The 16,789-nt window shown below is 62.8% G+C and carries 20 protein-coding genes and 1 pseudogene; 6 read left to right on the forward strand and 15 right to left on the reverse strand.

Going from position 1 to position 16,789, the window contains the following annotated elements; genetic code table 11:
• Positions 1 to 4: 4 nt before the first annotated feature.
• A complete protein-coding gene (locus tag LB520_RS22360; protein WP_140636930.1) occupies positions 5 to 460 on the reverse strand; it encodes a DUF2214 family protein in 456 nt (151 codons plus the stop codon).
• A 188-nt stretch (positions 461 to 648) separates the two neighbouring features.
• Between LB520_RS22360 and LB520_RS22365 the strand changes: the two genes are divergently transcribed.
• A complete protein-coding gene (locus LB520_RS22365; protein ID WP_095769310.1) occupies positions 649 to 1,209 on the forward strand; it encodes a GNAT family N-acetyltransferase in 561 nt (186 codons plus the stop codon).
• Here the strand turns inward: LB520_RS22365 and LB520_RS22370 are convergent.
• From LB520_RS22370 to LB520_RS22415, 10 genes are all read right to left on the reverse strand, one after another.
• Positions 1,206 to 3,683: an EAL domain-containing protein gene (locus tag LB520_RS22370; protein ID WP_224639335.1), complete on the reverse strand. Its 2,478-nt coding sequence runs from the start codon at positions 3,681 to 3,683 to the stop codon at positions 1,206 to 1,208. The two genes, LB520_RS22365 and LB520_RS22370, sit on opposite strands and share 4 nt — an antisense overlap.
• Positions 3,684 to 3,983: 300 nt before the next feature.
• The gene (locus tag LB520_RS22375; protein WP_224532207.1) at positions 3,984 to 4,382 is read right to left on the reverse strand and encodes a DUF1801 domain-containing protein; all 399 of its coding nucleotides are present in this window, start codon (positions 4,380 to 4,382) and stop codon (positions 3,984 to 3,986) included.
• A gap of 78 nt (positions 4,383 to 4,460) precedes the next feature.
• Positions 4,461 to 4,904, reverse strand: coding sequence for a DUF1801 domain-containing protein (locus LB520_RS22380; protein ID WP_224610888.1), 444 nt, complete (start codon positions 4,902 to 4,904; stop codon positions 4,461 to 4,463).
• Positions 4,904 to 5,137 carry a hypothetical protein gene (locus LB520_RS22385; RefSeq protein ID WP_095769283.1) on the reverse strand — a complete coding sequence of 78 codons (234 nt, stop codon included), beginning with the start codon at positions 5,135 to 5,137 and terminating at the stop codon, positions 4,904 to 4,906. The genes LB520_RS22380 and LB520_RS22385 overlap by 1 nt, the downstream gene beginning before the upstream one ends.
• Positions 5,138 to 5,176: 39 nt before the next feature.
• On the reverse strand, positions 5,177 to 5,569 hold the full coding sequence (locus LB520_RS22390) for a VOC family protein (RefSeq protein WP_095769284.1): 393 nt from the start codon (positions 5,567 to 5,569) through the stop codon (positions 5,177 to 5,179).
• Positions 5,570 to 5,647: 78 nt separating this feature from the next.
• Positions 5,648 to 6,052 (reverse strand): SRPBCC domain-containing protein, encoded by a 405-nt coding sequence (locus tag LB520_RS22395; RefSeq protein ID WP_224639338.1) that lies wholly within the window; start codon positions 6,050 to 6,052, stop codon positions 5,648 to 5,650.
• The gene (locus tag LB520_RS22400) at positions 6,049 to 6,372 is read right to left on the reverse strand and encodes an ArsR/SmtB family transcription factor (protein WP_224639361.1); all 324 of its coding nucleotides are present in this window, start codon (positions 6,370 to 6,372) and stop codon (positions 6,049 to 6,051) included. The genes LB520_RS22395 and LB520_RS22400 overlap by 4 nt, the downstream gene beginning before the upstream one ends.
• Before the next feature lie 145 nt (positions 6,373 to 6,517).
• Positions 6,518 to 6,985, reverse strand: a complete 468-nt coding sequence (locus tag LB520_RS22405) for an NUDIX hydrolase (protein WP_224532205.1) — start codon at positions 6,983 to 6,985, stop codon at positions 6,518 to 6,520.
• A 249-nt stretch (positions 6,986 to 7,234) separates the two neighbouring features.
• A complete protein-coding gene (locus tag LB520_RS22410; RefSeq protein ID WP_224639362.1) occupies positions 7,235 to 7,531 on the reverse strand; it encodes a hypothetical protein in 297 nt (98 codons plus the stop codon).
• A gap of 108 nt (positions 7,532 to 7,639) precedes the next feature.
• Positions 7,640 to 7,816 (reverse strand): hypothetical protein, encoded by a 177-nt coding sequence (locus LB520_RS22415; protein WP_224548010.1) that lies wholly within the window; start codon positions 7,814 to 7,816, stop codon positions 7,640 to 7,642.
• 172 nt (positions 7,817 to 7,988) lie between these two features.
• Between LB520_RS22415 and LB520_RS22420 the strand changes: the two genes are divergently transcribed.
• A complete protein-coding gene (locus LB520_RS22420; RefSeq protein WP_224639365.1) occupies positions 7,989 to 8,588 on the forward strand; it encodes an invasion associated locus B family protein in 600 nt (199 codons plus the stop codon).
• A gap of 61 nt (positions 8,589 to 8,649) precedes the next feature.
• Here LB520_RS22420 and LB520_RS22425 read toward each other — a convergent pair.
• Positions 8,650 to 8,985: pseudogene (locus LB520_RS22425) on the reverse strand (winged helix-turn-helix domain-containing protein); the annotation flags it as partial.
• A 40-nt stretch (positions 8,986 to 9,025) separates the two neighbouring features.
• Here LB520_RS22425 and LB520_RS22430 point away from each other — a divergent pair.
• Entirely contained in the window at positions 9,026 to 10,816 is a 1,791-nt protein-coding gene (locus tag LB520_RS22430) for an NAD(P)/FAD-dependent oxidoreductase (protein WP_224639367.1), read from the forward strand.
• A gap of 204 nt (positions 10,817 to 11,020) precedes the next feature.
• Here the strand turns inward: LB520_RS22430 and LB520_RS22435 are convergent, their stop codons facing one another.
• Both LB520_RS22435 and LB520_RS22440 read right to left on the reverse strand, forming a co-directional pair.
• On the reverse strand, positions 11,021 to 12,259 hold the full coding sequence (locus tag LB520_RS22435; RefSeq protein ID WP_224639369.1) for an amidohydrolase/deacetylase family metallohydrolase: 1,239 nt from the start codon (positions 12,257 to 12,259) through the stop codon (positions 11,021 to 11,023).
• 120 nt (positions 12,260 to 12,379) lie between these two features.
• Positions 12,380 to 12,745: a RidA family protein gene (locus tag LB520_RS22440; protein ID WP_224606953.1), complete on the reverse strand. Its 366-nt coding sequence runs from the start codon at positions 12,743 to 12,745 to the stop codon at positions 12,380 to 12,382.
• A 188-nt stretch (positions 12,746 to 12,933) separates the two neighbouring features.
• On the opposite strand from LB520_RS22440, the gene LB520_RS22445 reads away from it, so the two are divergent.
• Positions 12,934 to 13,419, forward strand: coding sequence for a hypothetical protein (locus LB520_RS22445; RefSeq protein ID WP_095766686.1), 486 nt, complete (start codon positions 12,934 to 12,936; stop codon positions 13,417 to 13,419).
• A 91-nt stretch (positions 13,420 to 13,510) separates the two neighbouring features.
• On the opposite strand, the gene LB520_RS22450 is transcribed toward LB520_RS22445, so the two are convergent.
• Positions 13,511 to 13,765 carry a hypothetical protein gene (locus tag LB520_RS22450; RefSeq protein WP_224606955.1) on the reverse strand — a complete coding sequence of 85 codons (255 nt, stop codon included), beginning with the start codon at positions 13,763 to 13,765 and terminating at the stop codon, positions 13,511 to 13,513.
• A 238-nt stretch (positions 13,766 to 14,003) separates the two neighbouring features.
• On the opposite strand from LB520_RS22450, the gene LB520_RS22455 reads away from it, so the two are divergent.
• Both LB520_RS22455 and LB520_RS22460 read left to right on the forward strand, forming a co-directional pair.
• On the forward strand, positions 14,004 to 15,497 hold the full coding sequence (locus LB520_RS22455; protein WP_224606958.1) for an ATP-binding protein: 1,494 nt from the start codon (positions 14,004 to 14,006) through the stop codon (positions 15,495 to 15,497).
• Positions 15,498 to 16,123: 626 nt separating this feature from the next.
• The coding region (locus LB520_RS22460) for a VCBS domain-containing protein (RefSeq protein WP_224639371.1) at positions 16,124 to 16,789 on the forward strand (666 nt) is incomplete at its 3' end.

The following is a 16,789-nucleotide window of genomic DNA, read 5'->3' on the forward strand; positions in this document are numbered from 1 at the left end:
AGTTTTAATATCCGTAGCCGCGCGCCATGGCCGCGGCAAAAACTGGAATGAGCAGGAAGATAAAGCCCTCGGCGCGGACATAGTTCTTCACCGAGGCCAATTCCGCCGCCGGCACCGCGAAAGACGGATTGCCGCTCGCCTGCCTGTTCCAGGAGAGGAAGCGCATAGTCGGCACAATCGACAGCAGGCCGACGATGACGAAGGCCGCCATCTTTGCCCAGAACACCCAATTGTAGACGTAGAATTCCCAGCCCTTCAGACCGAAGAACACCCGGCAGATGCCGACGATGACGATCAGCGCGGCGATGATGCCGTAGTGGCGGTCGATGCCGGCAAGGCGCTTCAGCGTCGCCGCTGCCAAATCGCCGCGCACCAGCACGAACTCGGCGCCGATGATGCCGGCCAGCGAGAACACCAGAAGGTGATGCGCGATCGCCAGCAACAGGTCTGTGGTGTCCATGGTTCTTCCTTCGGTCGACTTGCGTTTCTGGGTCGGCTTCGCGCGCAAACTAGCATCGCCGGGCGAAAAGCCCATAGCGATGCTGCCGTGCCATGGCTTTTATGGCTGGAAGAGCCAACGCATTGGCCTGGCTCTTGATCGAGCGTGCTGTTTTGCTAAGCGCGGTCGCGTCAATGGAGGGCAATGCCATGAGCATCAAGATCGAAGCCGGCGTGCCGCTTCTCGAAACGGCGCGCACCGTTTTGCGGCCGCACAGGCTGGACGATTTTGAAGCCTATGCCGCCATGTGGGCGGAGCCCGCCGTCACCCGTTTCATCGGCGGCAAGCCGCGCACGCGGGAGGAGAGCTGGATGCGCTTCCTGCGCCATGCCGGCCTATGGTCGCTGATCGGCTATGGATTCTGGGCGATCGAGGACAAGGCGAGGGGGAGCTTCATCGGCGAGGCCGGCTTCCACGACCTCAAGCGCGAGATCGTGCCGTCTCTCGAAGGCGTGCCGGAGGCCGGCTGGGCGCTGGCCTCGGAGGCGCATGGCCAAGGGCTTGCGAGCGAAGTCGTGGGGCGGATCGTCGCCTGGAGTGACGAGACGTTCGGACAGGCAAGAACCGTCTGCATCATCGATCCGGAAAACGGCGCTTCGCAGAAGGTGGCCGAAAGGAACGGCTATAAAGAAATTTTGCGGACCACCTACCACGAGAAGCCGACGATCCTGCTGGAACGGCAGGCCGGATCCGGAAAGCAAAGCGCTTAACCCGCCTTGCGGCGCAAGGCCCCTGCCACTCCGTTCCACGCGTCCGCCTTTGCACCTGGATGGCTGCCCAGCACCGTCGTCGCGTCGAATGGCTGAGGCCTCGCTATGGCATAGCCCTGCGCGTAGTCGACGCCGATCGCCTTCAAGGCTTCGGCGATGCCATCGCTTTCGACGAATTCGGCGATGGTGCGTTTTCCCGTCACCTTGCCGATGTGATGGATCATCTCGACCATCGCGCGGTCGATGCGGTCGTCGAGCATGTCCTTGACGAAGCCGCCGTCGATCTTGAGGTAGTCGACCGGCAGATGTTTCAGATAGGCGAAGGACGACATGCCGGAGCCGAAATCGTCGAGCGCGAAGCGGCAGCCCAGGCCGCGCAGATCGGCGATGAAGCGCATGGCCTCGGTCAGATTGGCGATGGCACTGGTCTCGGTGATCTCCAGGCAGATCGTTTCGGGCGCAATGGCGTGCGCGGCGAACTGCTCACGCATGAAGCCGAGAAACGTCTCGTCGCCGAATGTGGCGCCGGAGAGATTGATCGCGCAGGTGGATGTCGGCGCCGCGTGCGGATTGGTGCGTCGCGACGCCAATATGGCGAAGGCGTTGCGTATCACCCAGCGGTCGATCGCCGGCATCAGTCCGTAGCGCTCCGCCGCCGGAATGAAGCTCTGCGGGGTGACGAAGCTACCGTCCTCGTCGGTCAGCCTGAGCAGGATTTCGACATGCGCGCCCGGCTCGGCAGCATCGTCCCGCAGCGGCGCGATCTCCTGCGCATGCAGCCGGAAGCGGTTTTCATCCAGCGCGGCATGCAGGCGCTGCACCCAGGCCATCTCGCCGAAGCGCTCGCGCAGGGCCCTGTCGCCGTCGCTGTGGAGCTGGACGCGGTTGCGGCCCTTTTCCTTGGCCATGTAGCAGGCGACGTCGGCGGCGCGCAGCACCTCCTCCAGCGTCATGCCGACATTGGCGACCTCGACCATGCCGATGCTGACGCTGATGTTGAAGGGACGCCCTTCCCAGGAGAAGTGCAGATCCTGGACCGTGGCGCGCAATCGTTCGGCGGTGGCGGCGGCACAATCGGCATCGCAATCGAAGAGCAGCACGCCGAACTCGTCGCCGCCCAGTCTCGCCAGGATGTCGCCGGGCGGCAGCTCGTTGGCGAGCAGCGCCGAGATCTGGCGCAGCAACTGGTCGCCGGCGGCGTGGCCGCAGGTATCGTTGACCAGCTTGAACTGATCGAGGTCGAGATACATCAGCGCGTGCCGGCGCGGCTTCTCCGGGTCTTCGGAGATCGCGCTCGCCAGACGCTTCTCGAAATCGCGGCGGTTGACGAGACCGGTCAGCGCATCATGCGATGCCTGCCACGACAGGCGCTCGATATAGTCCTGCTCGCGCGTCATGTCTTGCAGGGCCAGGACGCAACCCAGGATCGAGCCGGAAACGATCAGCGGAGCGCCGTTCAGCGCCACCGGCACGACCGAACCGTCGGGGCGCTCCAAAAGCTGCGGGCGAACATTGGAGCGGCGCGGCTCGCCCGCCAGCAGGCGCGGGATCAGATCGGTCTCCTCGACGCCGCTGTCCTTGTCCACGAGCCGGAACAACGAGGCGACCGATCTGCCTTTGGCGGCGACTAAAGAGCAGGCAAGCAGCCTTTCCGCTCCGGCATTCATATAGTCCAGCCGCCCCTTAGCATCGGTGCTGATGACAGCCTGGCCGATCGAGGCCAATGTGATCTGAGCCCGCTCGCGCTCGGCGCTGAGGGCTGTCTGAAATGCCTGGCGCTGTTTTATCAGCTTTCGCGTGCGCCAGACGGCGAGCAGGATAAGCAGCGCGGCTGTCGCGAGATTGGCCGCCGTCAGCGCCGTCTTGATGAAGCGCGATCCCTCGCCGAGACTGTCCGAAAAGTCCTTGGCGAGCGGCCCGATCCGGTGGTCGATCTGGTGGATTTGCACTTTCCAGAGAGCGATCTCGGCTGACGATGGCGGCCCTTTTTCGAGCCTGCGATGCATGTCGTCGCCAAGTCTTTGGATGGCGAGGATCATCTCGTCGGCAGCCGTCCAGTGGCGGATCGCCGTGTCGAGATAGCTGACGCCGCGGAAATTCCGGAACAGCCAGATCAGGCCGGCGACATCGTCGGGATGGTTGTTGCCGCCGAGAAAGCCGAGCCTGGCCGCATTCGTGTCGGGCTCAGCCTGTTCGAGCGCAAGCCGCGCGGTGCGATCTGCCAGCGGCACGGCGATGGCCTGACGATATTCGCTGAAATACTCTTCCCGGCCGGTGTCGGCATAAAGGCTGAGGAAATAGATGGCGTGCTTCTGCCCCTTCGACCATTGGCTTTCGCCGCCGACATAGGCGCGGACGGCTGACAACGTGTGGAGGCTGAGCGTCGCAATCAGCGCCTGGATCAGGACGACCGCGACGAAGGGCCAGACCAGCCCGATGAGACGCGGGGCGGCATCGGTCGATGAGAGCTTCATCCCATTCCCATGGCGCGTGCGCAGGCCCCCTCGGTGTCTGTCCGACTGGCTCATCCGCCGGTTGAGACGATGTTCTTCCCCACATGTCGTCCGGTTACTGGCGACATCAATCCAAATAACGTGCCTGGATTAACGGTCGATAAATTTGCCCAGTATTTGTTTCATGAGTTATTGCTCAGCAACAGAAGGACGCTTACACGCTTGATGCCGATATTTCGTGCCTAATATCGGTTTACGGTGCGAGGGCGCGGAAGAAAAGCCGGCTACATCAATCCGATAGCGCCGCGCGACAGTCTCGTCTCAGCGCCTGGTCTTGGATTTGTTGAGCGCAACGGCCTCGCGGACGAGCGCCTTCAGGGCGTCGGCGTCGATCTTGTCGCCTTCCTTGAAATCGATGGCGCGCCGGGTGTTGCCTTCCAGGCTGGAGTTGAAGAGCTTCTTGGGATCGGGCAGCGCCGCGCCTTTGGCGAAGGTCAGCTTGACGACGGCCTTGTAAGTCTCGCCGGTGCAGATCATGCCGGCATCCTCCCAGACAGGGACGCCGCGCCATTTCCATGTCTCGACGGCTTCGGGCGCCGCCTCCCTGATAAGAGCGCGGAGCCGGGCAAGCGTCTCGCCCCGCCAGTCGCCCAGCTCCTTGATCCGTCCGTCGATCAGTTCGGACGCAGACTTGCCGTCCTGTACGTCGCCTTGTTGCATGTCCGGTTCTCCTCGATGCTAAATAAGAGATCGCCACCATGGCCCTTTCGGGGAGATGGCGCTTGATTTTTCGTGCGCTTACATCCGTTCGCCGGGCAGCCGGCTTGCCTGCTTCACCCAGGAGACGAACTGCTCCTCGTCGATCGGCTCGTTCTCGTGGATGTGGAAATAGCGTGTGTCCTTGCTCTTGGATTCGACAGGCGGCACGGGCTTCAGCGACAGGCCGCGGAAGAACGCCACCTTGATGTATTTGGCGAAGCAATGGATGCCGAGGAACCAGCCTTCGCCTTCCATGCCGTAGAAGGGAGAGTTCCATTTGACAGCCTTTTGCACACCAGGGACGGCCTGCATGATGAGCTGGTCGAGCCGGCGCCCGACCTCGCTCTTCCAGCCCGGCATCGCCGCGATATAGGCCTGCACCGGAGCATCGCCATAGCCCTTGGCGATCTGCGGGTTGCCGCCCGAAAGCAGGACAGGTTTGGCGTCCGCGGATCCGGCAGCCTTCGATTTCGTCTTTGCCATCAGGCCGATCCCGTGCGCTCGCCCGCCGGCTCCCCGCGCCATCTGGCGGCATAGGGCAGCACGAACATATAGAGGCCGCTGAACAGCAGCAGGAAAAGCGGAATCAACGGCGAATAGACGATCCAGGCGGGCGGCGGGCCCATGGCCATGGCAGCGAAATTGGCAATGACGGTGACGGTGAAGATGATCGAAAGCCAGCGGTGAAGCTGCCTGATCCACTTGCTCCAGTTCAATATAACCTCCCTTGCGAATGACGATACGGATCGAGCTCTCTACCAGTGCGCCAGTTGCGAAAGCTGAATGAGGTTGCCACAGGTGTCGTTGAGCTGCGCGATGGTCGCGCCGGTCACCGCGGTCGGCGCCATGGCAAAACTGCCGCCATTGGCCTTGATGCGCTCATGGTCGCTCTTAATGTCGTCGGTGAACAGCATCAGCGCCGGCTGGCCTTGCTTGAAGATGGCCTGCTGATAAGTCTTTGCCGCCGGATTGTCGTTGAGGGCCAGCTGCAGTTCGGTGCCGTCCGGATCGTCAGGCGAGACGACAGTCAGCCAGCGAAACGGCCCATTGGTGAAGTCGGCCTTCTTGGTGAAGCCCAGAATTTCGGTATAGAAGCCAAGGGCCTTTTCCTGGTCGTCGACATAGATGCTGGTCAGCTTGATCTTCATTTTGGTGTCTCCATTGCTTACGCCTGCGGTTTGCCGCCCCGCCGGGACCGTGTCTGTCTTTTGAGGCTTCGGCGGACGTCAATCGATCCGCGAAAGCAGCTGCTCCAGGCCCGTGAAGTTGCGCTTCCAGCCCACTGTGGCGCCGCGGTAATACGGCTCCTGGTCGGTACGGAAGCCGACCTGCTCCATGCGCAAATGCGTGCCCTTGCCCGTCGGGGTGAGCGTCCAGGTGACCACGCTCTCGAGATCCTTGGTGTCCCAGCTGTAGGACAGGGTCCGGTTGGGCTCGACCGTCCGCACCTGGCAGTCGACGCCGCCCCATTCGGCGCTCATATTGAAGCGATGGTCCACGACCGGCTTGAAGCTGTTCTTCATCAGCCACTCCTCGATGAGATGCGGTTGGGTGAGCGCGCGCCAGATCTTTTCCGGCGGAAAAGGTATCTCGCGCTCGACAATGACGGAGCGCGTTGCGGCCTCATTCATTGATCCATCCTTTTGAGCAGGTCTTCCAGATCGTCGAAGCGGCTTTCCCAAAACCCCGCCATGTGGCGCGTCCAGTCCATCAACGGCGCGAGCGCCTTGAGCTGGGCACTGTAATGGGTCTGGCGACCCTGATGGCGGTCGCGCACCAGTCCCGCTTCCTTGAGGACGCCCAGATGCTTCGACACCGCCGGCTGCGACACCCCGGCCTGGGCGGTCAGGGCTCCGACCGTCTGCTCGCCCTGGCGGCACAGACGTTCGAAGATGGCGCGTCGCGTCGGATCAGCGAGCGTCCTGAACAGCATGTCATGCGCGGTCGTCATTTTTAACCGATAACCCGTTGGCTATTGATTAACGTATAACCATTGGGATATGCATGAGTCAAGCAGCGAATGAGGACGCGCACCTGAAGCCGCGGCCGTGGGCCGGCACGCCGGTACGGCCGGACGGCACTGAAAAGATGGTTGCTTATGCCGCGTTTGCTGACGGAACGGTCAAATCCCTCAGCAGCGTGGAAAGGTCCGGTTCGTCGATGAGCAGGGCGGCGTCGACCGCCGGAAGCCATGCGCGCTGCCGGTTCGCCGCTTCCTGCCAATCGGCAAGCTCCTCGGCGACCTCGAGCAGATAGACCACAACGTCGACGCGAATGAAGCCGTTGGGCATACGTTTCCAATAGGAATAGGTGCCGGCAGGCTGCTTCAGCGTCCTGCCGAGCACGCCGGCTTCCTCGCGGGCTTCGATCGTTGCCGCCTTGCGCCCGCTCTTGCCCTTCATCGGCCAGCCTTTTGGCACGATGAAGCGCCGCGTGGTGCGTGAGGTGACCAGCAACACTTCGAGATTGCCGTCTTCTCGCACCCGATATGGAATGGCCGCCACCTGGCGGATGCGTTGGCCTTTCCTGGCTCTGCGGACTGCTTTCTTCTTGGTTGTTGCCATTCCAAATTCCGTCAGAGCAGCATCCCTGCCATACGCTATCCGCGCGGGCAAAAACCTGTCCTCCTGCAAACTCTAGAGCGTTTCACCGTTTCACCGAAACGGCGACTCGCTCCATCTCTTTAGTTTTGACCCAATTCCTGACGGAAAAACGTGTCACACTTTTCCTGAAATTGCTCTAGAACCACCGCCCTTGCCATCCCGCATTTTGCCGGCAAGTAAGTCGGCTAATAAACTGAAAAAAACAAAATGTCAGCGGCAAACCCTGGAAATCGTGTTGCCGACCGCTTCCATCCGGCATGTCTTGTCAAATACCGGCACATCGGGCTGGCTCCTGGGCGGGGCCGGCCGGTCGAGCTCGCGATAGATTTGCTGCTGCTGCTGGTATTGCTGCCGCTGCAAGCGGTTCTGCAACTGCTGCAGCTCATTCTGCTGCTCCAATGCATCGCGGTTCGTCGGGATGACGATCTGCGCATAAGACGGCGCAATCAGATAAACCGAGGCCGCCAGCACTGCGCCTGCAAGAACAGCCAGACTGTGACGAAGCATCCGCGCGGCTCCCATACAAAAAACCATGCATTTCATATAATGCGGGCAGCCAATAACGCCATGGGTAACCGCGAAACGTGATGCGGCTCACCGACGCCGGGCGATTGGCTATGCCGGGACGCCGGCGCTGGAGATCGGGGCCGACATCCCGGTCAGCGCCATCGCCAGTTCCCGCATCTGCGGAAAGGCCGGCGTCGAGTTCTCCACCAAGCAGTGGATCGAGAGGCATTTCGCCGCCGCCGAGAATCTGCCCGGCAATCCGGCATTGCACTTGACGGAAGCCATCGATTCGCCCCTCTATCGGGTCGGCGCCGGGCTGGAGCTCGATGGCGTCAGCGGCGTCGGGTTGCTGTCAGGTACGACGACGCCTTTGGGCAAACGGTCAAGCAGAATGCGGTCAGCGTGTCTCTGAAGGTCAGCTTTTAGCTGACGCGGGCGGCGGCTAAGAAGGGATCTCATGAGGACGAAATACGCGTATCTCGCAGCGATGCTGGCAGCCGCCTGCATTGCCGGTGTGCCGGCAGCGGGACTTGCCGCGCAGAACAAGGCCGACAAGGTGGCTCCAGCGGCCGCTCAGCCAGGCGACGCAGCGGCCAAGCCGCAGCTGCCGGGCGGCGCCTCGGCGCTGTCGGAGACGCATGGCGACTGGACGGTCAACTGCCAGGTCACCGGCACCAACAAGGTCTGCAGCCTGTCGCATCAGCAGTTCAACAAGCAGAGCGGCCAGCGGCTGCTGGCGATCGAATTGACGACCAAGACCGGTCAAGACGCCGCCGGCACGCTGGCGCTGCCCTTCGGGCTTGCCTTGGCCAACGGGATCTCGTTCGAAATCGACGACAAGAAGCTGGACGGCACGTTGCAGTTCAACACCTGCCAGGCGGTAGGTTGCCTGGTACCGGTGACGTTCGACGCCAATATCACGCCGTTGCTGCAGAACGGCACCACGCTGAAGGTCAACGCCACGGCGGCCGACACTGCGCAGCCGATTTCCTTCACCATCTCGCTCAACGGTTTTGGCAGCGCCCTGGCGCGGACGGCGGATCTATCGGCGGACTGAGCGATCGAACAAGCGTTATTCGTCTTAGAGCAGTTTCTACGCAATTCCCGACGGAAAGCCGCTACACACTTTGCCTAGAATTGCTCGGGGCGACGGGCGGATGCCGATCGCCCTCTTCGTTTCGATCAATCTCACGCAACCGATAGCCGACGCCCGTCTCGGTGATGATGTAGCGCGGCTGGTCCGGTGTCTTCTCGATCTTCTGCCGCAGCTGGCGCACATAGACCCTGAGATACTGGACGTCGGTCGAGTCGTTCCAGATCTGCTTCATCAGGAACTGATGGGTCAGCACCTTGCCGGCATATTGCACGATGATGCGCAGGATGTCGTATTCCTTGGGCAAGAGTTTCACTTCCTTGTCCTCGACCTTGACGATACGCTTCACAAGGTCGACCGAAAAGGATAAAAGAATTCGAACAAAAAGGGAACGAAGAAAAATGCTCGACATCGCACCATCGCAACAGGCGGCAACCTGGCTCGGCTCATTCGGCCGGGCGCTCGGGGCCGGCGATATCGAGGCGACGACGAACCTCTTCGCGCAGGATTGCTACTGGCGCGATCTCTTGACCTTCACCTGGAATATCAAGACCATGGAGGGGCAGGCGGCGATCCGCGAAATGCTCAAGGCCACGCTCCACTTGGCGCAACCCTCGCACTGGCGGCTGTCCGGAGAGCCCAGCGTCGACGACGGCACCGTCGAGGCCTGGTTCACATTCGAGACGGCGGTGGCGCGCGGCGAGGGGATCCTGCGGCTCAAGGACGGCCGCTGCCGCACGCTGTTCACGGCGATGAGCGAACTCAAGGGGTTCGAGGAACGGAAGGGGCCGGCGCGGCCACTCGGCATCCGCCACAAGGCCGACCCGAACCGCGAGACCTGGGCGGAAGCACGGGCACGCGAGGCGCGCGATCTCGGCGTGCATGAGCAGCCCTATTGCCTGGTGATCGGCGGCGGGCAGGGCGGCATCATGCTCGGCGCCCGGCTGCGCCAGCTCGGCGTCCCTACGCTGATCATCGAGAAGAACGCGCGCGCCGGCGATTCCTGGCGCAACCGATACCGCTCGCTCGTGCTGCACGATCCCGTCTGGTACGATCATCTGCCCTACATTCCGTTCCCGGAAAACTGGCCGGTCTTCACGCCCAAGGACAAGATGGGCGACTGGCTGGAGATGTATACCCGCGTCATGGAGCTGAACTACTGGGTCGCCACCAAATGCATCAGCGCCGCCTATGACGAGGCCGAAAAAGTCTGGACCGTGGTGGTCGACCGCGTCGGCCAGCGCATCACGCTGAAGCCGAAGCATATCGTCTTCGCTACCGGCGCCTACGGCCCGCCGCGGCAGATCGAGCTGCCGGGCGCCGACAGCTTCAAGGGCGAGCTTCTGCATTCCAGCCAATATTCCACCGGCGAGAAGTTTCGCGGCAAGCGCGTGGCGGTGATAGGTGCTGCAAGCTCAGGCCACGATGTCAGCGTCGACCTGTGGGAAGCGGGCGCCAAGGTCACCATGGTGCAGCGCTCGCCGACGACGGTGGTGAAGTCCGACACGCTGATGGATATCGGCTTCGAGATCTTCTCGGAAAAGGCGCTGGCGCGCGGCATCACCACCGACAAGGCCGACATGATCGTCGCCTCAACGCCCTTCGCGCTGGTGCCGAAGGGCCAGCGGGCGCTTTATGATGTGATCCGGGCGCGCGACGCGGATTTCTACCAGCGCCTCAGCAACAGCGGCTTCGCCATCGACTTCGGCGAGGACGAGACAGGACTGTTGATGAAAGCCTATCGGACAGGCTCGGGCTATTACATCGATGTCGGCGCTTGCGAGTTGATCCTGAACGGTGAGATCCAGGTGAAGAGCGGTGTCAGCATCAAGTCGCTGACGCCGGACGGCATCCTGTTTGAAGACGGCAGCGAGCTCGCCGTCGACGCGATCGTCTGCTGCACCGGCTACCAGTCGATGAACGAGACGGTAGCGGGGATAGTCTCGCGCGAGGTCGCCGACAAGGTAGGTCCGTGCTGGGGCCTTGGCTCCGGCGTGAAGGGCGATCCGGGTCCATGGCAGGGCGAATTGCGCAATATGTGGAAGCCGACGGCGCAGGAAGCGCTATGGTTCCACGGCGGCAATCTGGCGCTGTCGAGATTCTACTCGAAATATGTGGCGCTGCAGCTCAAGGCGCGCATGGAGGGGATAGCGCCGCCGGTGTATGGTGAGCCGAGTAATTCGCGATCCTAGCTTCGTCATTCTAGGGCGGAGCAAGGAGCGAAGCGACGCGGCGCAGACCCTAGAATCCATGCCGTGACATTCGTGACGTGCGCAAGCGGACCAGGACGGGATTCTTCGCCGGGCGTCTCAAGCCCCATTCTGCACCGCTGCATTCTTCGGTGACAGTCACGGCATGGATTCTAGGGTCTGCGCTCCGCTTCGCGTCGCTCCGCCCTAGAATGACGACGATGAGGGGCCAAAATGCCTCGCCGCCACATCCACATGCGTATGTTGCGCATGGGCCTCGAAGTGCTCCGTCTCATTGTGGTCGGGCGCTTCGTTCGGCCACCATTTGCCGCCGATGACGATGCCTTTGGAGACTAGTCGCTGGTCCGCGACCAGTGACGCTCCAACAGCATCGACGAAGGTGAAGCGGCCGGGCTGCAGCTTCAACACGGCGACGTCGCCGGTGCCGCCGACCTTCAGCGTGCCGAGTTCCGGCCTTGCGATCGCCTCCGCCGGCCGCTGCGTCGCCGCGCGCAGCACCTCGACCAGCGGCATGCCGAGCGCCATGAGCTTCGACATGCAGACCAATATGTCGAAGGCCGGACCGTCGACGCAGTAGAGATGCACGTCGCTGGAGATGACGTCGGGCGCGAGGCCTTCGGCAAGCATCGCCTTCGCCACCTCGAAGTCGAAGGAACCCATGCCGTGGCCGATGTCGAAGATGACGCCGCGCTCGCGCGCCAGCCGCATGTCCGGCCGCACCGCTCCGGAGGCAAAGACCGGCGCGTTGGGGAAAGGCCGGAAGCAATGGGTGAGAATGTCGCCGCGGCGCAGCCTGGGCAGCACTTCCGAGCGGCCGGGCGGCGGCTCGTCGATATGCGTCATCAGCGGCAGGCCGGCCTTGTCGGCGGCTTCGAGCGCGAGGTCGACAGGCGCGATGCCGCTCAAGCCGCCGGCATGCTTGCCGGAACGGACCTTGACGCCGACGACGACATCGGCGTGCTCGCGCACCGCCGCCACCGTCTCGCGCGGCTCGCAAAGCCTGAGATCGCCGCATTCGCCGACGGATACGGTTTTGGCGAAGCCAAATATGCCGGCAAAGGAGATGTTGACGTAAGCGAGGATGCGGACCTTCGAGCGCTCGATGACATGGCGGCGGAAGCCGAGGAAATTGCCGGCGCCGGCGCTGCCGGCATCGACGAAAGTGGTGGTGCCGCTCTTGGCGGCGAGCCGGTCGGCGTCGACGCCGAGCGAGGTGCCGCCCCAATAGACGTGGCTGTGCAGGTCGATCAGGCCGGGCGTGACGATGCAATCCCTGGCATCGACGACTTCACTCGCCGCCTCGGCATTGATGGCGGCGTCGATCGCGGTGACGCGGCCATCGGCAATGGCAACATCGCGTGGCGCGTCCAGGCCCGATGCGGGATCGATGAGGCGCCCGCCCTTGATCAGGAGATCGAACTGCATTGGTGCCACTCGCTTTGTCTGTTCGTTTCACGCAATTCCGGACGGAAGGCTACGGCGAAGTCGCCGAACTAACCGCTAAGCACTTTTTCTGGAATTGCTTCAAGCGATCCGACCGGGCGATCAGATCGGCCGATAGGCGACGGCTTCGACTTCGATCTTGATGTCGATCATCAGGCGCGATTCGACCGTGGTCCGCGCCGGCGGATCCTTCGGGAAATGTTTTGCATAAACGGTGTTGAATGTGCCGAAATCGCGCGCGTCCTCCAGCCAGACGGTGGTCTTCACCACATCGTCCATGGTGCAGCCGGCGAGCGCCAGGGCCGCTTTGACGTTCTGCAGCACCTGCTCGGCCTGCTCGGCGATGCCGCCCTTGATCACGAGCCCGTCGCTGCCCACCGGCACTTGACCGGAAATATAGACGAAATCGCCGGCGCGGACGGCGGGCGAGAGCGGAACGTGGGATTTCCCAAAGCACTGCTTGGACAAGGGGAGCCTCCTTCAATCGGCGACGGGAACCGGGGTTACATAGCCGTCTACGCCTGTCGGCACGATCCTCCTAGAGCCAATGTCGGAAAGCAACATTCTTTCGAAATCCATGTTGCTTTATTACAGAAGCCTGAGCATCTTGCGCTCGACGCGGCTTGAAATCGGCCGCGCATATGAGGGAGATCGGCATGACCTTCGACAAGAATCCGTTTCCGGAAGGCGATGCCGACCGCCACGCGCTGTGGGAAATGCTGGTGCGGCGCGATATCGACGCCTTCCTCGGTCAGGACTGGTCGATGGTCGAGGACGATTTCATCGCGGAAAGCTTCTTCGGCATGCATGCGCATTTCCTTGCCAATGCAGATGCCTGGCGGCTGCAGTTCCCCCGGCTGGAGGTCTATCGCGACGAATGGCTGCGGCAGGCCAAGGAAACCGCGGCGACGAAATTCGCCGAGCCGCTGCGCGAAGCGCTGTTTCGCGTCACCAACATGCGCGACATCGATGTCGACGGCGATCGCGCGGTGCTGCACAAGAAGTTCGACGGCTCGGTCGCCAAGGCCGACGGCGGCGTCGACCGGCTCAAATGGCAGACGCTCTACTTCTGCCGCAAGGTGGGCGGACGCTGGAAGATTGCCGGCTTTGTCGGCTACATGCCGCATCCGCTGGGCAGCTAGGAAGGAGCTATCGGGCGCCGCCTGAGCTTAGCCGAAGCGTCTGTCAGTTCGTCATTGACGACGTTAGCGAAGGCTTCAGCCGACGGGCTCGCTAGGACAGCCGTGGCAACCGCTCATCGGGCGAGCGGTGGTCGAAGACGACGCCCATGGTCTTACCAACGGCGGTCATCACGATTAGCTCGACCAGATGGTCGTCGCTGTCCACGCAGGCGGGGTCGGCGTGGCGTATGGCATCGAGCATGGCGCGTGTGGACACGGTGTCGCCAGCGCGAAAGCTCGAAAGAGCAGACGAAACAAGGTCTTGCACCGTCAGGTCCGGGACCGGCACTTCCGCAGCGATGTTCATTGGCCTCCTCCTGCCATGAACCCTCTCTGAAAAGAATGATACGCCAATGGTTGGATTGCGCCAGCGAAATGGTGGTCCGACCAGTGCGATTGCCGAACAGCCTGCCGCCCATTCGGCCCCAGGGACGGGCCGCCCGCCCTTAGATGTGGACATCGGTTGGCCGATGGCCGGCAAGCTCGACGCACCGCGCTCGGGTTGATAAGCCCGTCGCGCGCAGGGAGACGATCCGAGTCGAAATATGACCGTTGCAATCGAGATGGGGCAGACGACGGCAGGCGCGTCGGCGGCCCTCGACCTTGAGGAGTTGCTGGCGACCCGCCTGCTGGTGCAGGGCAATTCGGGCTCGGGAAAGTCGCATCTGCTGCGCCGTCTTCTGGAGCAGAGCGCGCCCTGGGTGCAGCAGACCATCATCGACCCGGAAGGCGACTTCGTGTCTCTGGGTGAACGCTTTGGCCATCTGGTGATCGACGCGGAGGAACATACCGAACGCGGCCTGCAGGCGGCTGGCGAGCGGGCGCGCATCCACCGCGTCTCGACGGTGCTCAACCTCGAAGGGCTCGATGCCGAGAACCAGATGCGGCGGGCCGCGGCCTTCCTCGGCGGACTGTTCGAGGTCGCGCGCGACCACTGGTATCCGATGCTCGTGGTCGTCGACGAGGCGCAGCTCTTCGCGCCCGCCGCCGCCGGCGAGGTTTCGGACGAGGCACGCAAGCTCTCGCTGGGCGCCATGACCAATCTGATGTGCCGCGGCCGCAAGCGCGGGCTTGCCGGCATCATCGCCACGCAGCGGCTGGCGAAGCTCGCCAAGAACGTCGCGGCGGAAGCCTCCAACTTCCTGATGGGCCGGACCTTCCTCGACATCGACATGGCGCGCGCCGCCGACCTGCTCGGCATGGAACGGCGCCAGGCCGAAGCTTTCCGCGACCTGGAGCGCGGGCATTTCATGGCGCTCGGTCCTGCCTTGTCGCGCCGTCCGCTCGGCATGCGCATCGGCCAGACCGAAACCAGCCCGCGCAACGGCACGCCGCGGCTGATGCCGATGCCGGGAGCCGCGCTCGAAGATGCGCGCTCGATCATTCTTGCCGCGCCGCCGCCGGAGACGGTCAGGCCGCAGCGCCGGCCTTCGCCCGACCTGCTCGACCAATTGATGGCGGCCAAGGCCGCGCCGCTGGACATCCGCCCCGAGCCGATGGAACCGCAGCCAAGCGCCGAAGATCTGGCCGAACGGCGCGAGCGGATGGACCGCATCCTGCGCGCCATCTTGGCCGAGCCGGATGCCGGGTTCCGCGTCATCGGCGTGCTCTACCAGGAGTTCGTGGTCCGCTGCCGCATCGAAGGGCTCGCCTCCGTGGTGCCCGACCTTTCGGAGTTCCGCCGCATGCTGACGCGCGCCCGCGCCGGCGTCGGCTCCGACATGGCCGAGGACGACGCCTGGCGCGACGTTTCCGTGCGCGCCTCGCTGCTGCCCGAAGACATGCAGGGCGTGTTCATGATGATCGCGCGCGCCGCCAAGGAAGGCTGGCCTTGCCCGAGCGACGCGGCGATCGCGCGGGCTTACGGTTCGCATTCGCTGCGCCGCGCGCGCCGGCTGCTCGATTATATCGAGGAGCAGGGCCTCATCGTCTGCCAGGTCGACGGCGCCGGCCGGCGCACGGTGACGCTGGTCGAGCTCGCCTGGGCGACGGCGCCGGGCGACCCGAACGCCGTGGAGCAGGACAGCCTGGCTGGCTGACATCGGAAGACGTTGGCGACCGCGCTCTGGCAGCCTTTGCGCCATTGGTTGACGGCGAGCCTGCTTTGTCGGTTGCACGCAGCACTACATGTTCCGATAAAATTTCCAACAGAAATGCCAGCGACCGAGCGATGGCGAAGTCAACGCTGCGCCATCAAATGACGCTGCGCCGAGACGGACTCGGGCCGTGCACTTTAAGTCTTTGTTTTGTGCATATCATTCCCTCCAAATCGCAGCCCACTTTGGGAGACACAGGCATAATAGATGGGGTGGCAGATTTGTTAAATGTTTAATGAATCGTTAACATTACGCGGGGATATATATCCCATTATGGTTTCCAAATCGTAAAAAGCTAATATACCTGGATATAGGTTTGCTTGTCCCGCGATTGCGGCGACCGAAGGGGGGCACGCCAGCTAGGAACGTTGGGTGCGAGCGTGCAAGCGCTCTGGGGTGGGGTTTTGTCTCTCGGCGAGAGAAGTCTTTACGTTCAATCAGAGTGGCTTGGTCCTGACCAACCGCCGCGGGCGGAAGCATTCGCTTGCGTCGTCCGCACCAGGATCAGCAGTAACCGTCGGGGCGAACACTTTGGTCGTTCGCAAAGGGATCACAGGGGGTAATTGGCAATGGCGACCACAACAGTTTCAGGCTCGACCGTCACGTTTTCGAATTCGGGCGCGGCAGCCAATCTGACGCAATCCGGCAGCGAGGACGGCAGCCTCCTGTTCACATTCGACGTTCTCGCGGCGAGCGGCGGCGGAACCAAGACGACGATCTATTCGGTGGACGACGGCATCAAGAACGATGACGGAGGGGCCGGGATTGTCGTCACCAACAAGGCGTTCGCTGATTACAATAAGGACCTGCTGATCCAGGACGGTGCGAACGTCATCGAAACCAACAGCACGAGCGGGGCGAAATTCTGGATCGGCACCGACAACAAGATTCATTATGACGCAACCACTCTAGCCCCCCTGATCAACGCGCTCGGCGCTGGCGAGCAGTTCACGGACACGATCCAATATACGATCAAGATGTCGAACGGCACGCTCAGCGTGGGTACGCTGTCGGTGGTGATCAATGGTGTGAACGACGCGGCGGTGATCACCGGCACCAGCACGGCGGAGCTGACCGAGACCAACGCGGCGCAGAACACCGGCGGCAAGCTCGACGCCACCGACGTGGACAGCTCGGCCGCCTTCGTGGTGCAGACCAATGCCGACGGCAGCAACGGCTACGGCAAGTTCTCGATCGCCGCCGACGGCACCTGGACCTACGTCATGAACAACGCC

Origin of the sequence: Mesorhizobium sp. CA12 (assembly GCF_020165255.1) — a bacterium.
In the GTDB taxonomy this organism is placed as follows: Bacteria; Pseudomonadota; Alphaproteobacteria; order Rhizobiales; family Rhizobiaceae; genus Mesorhizobium.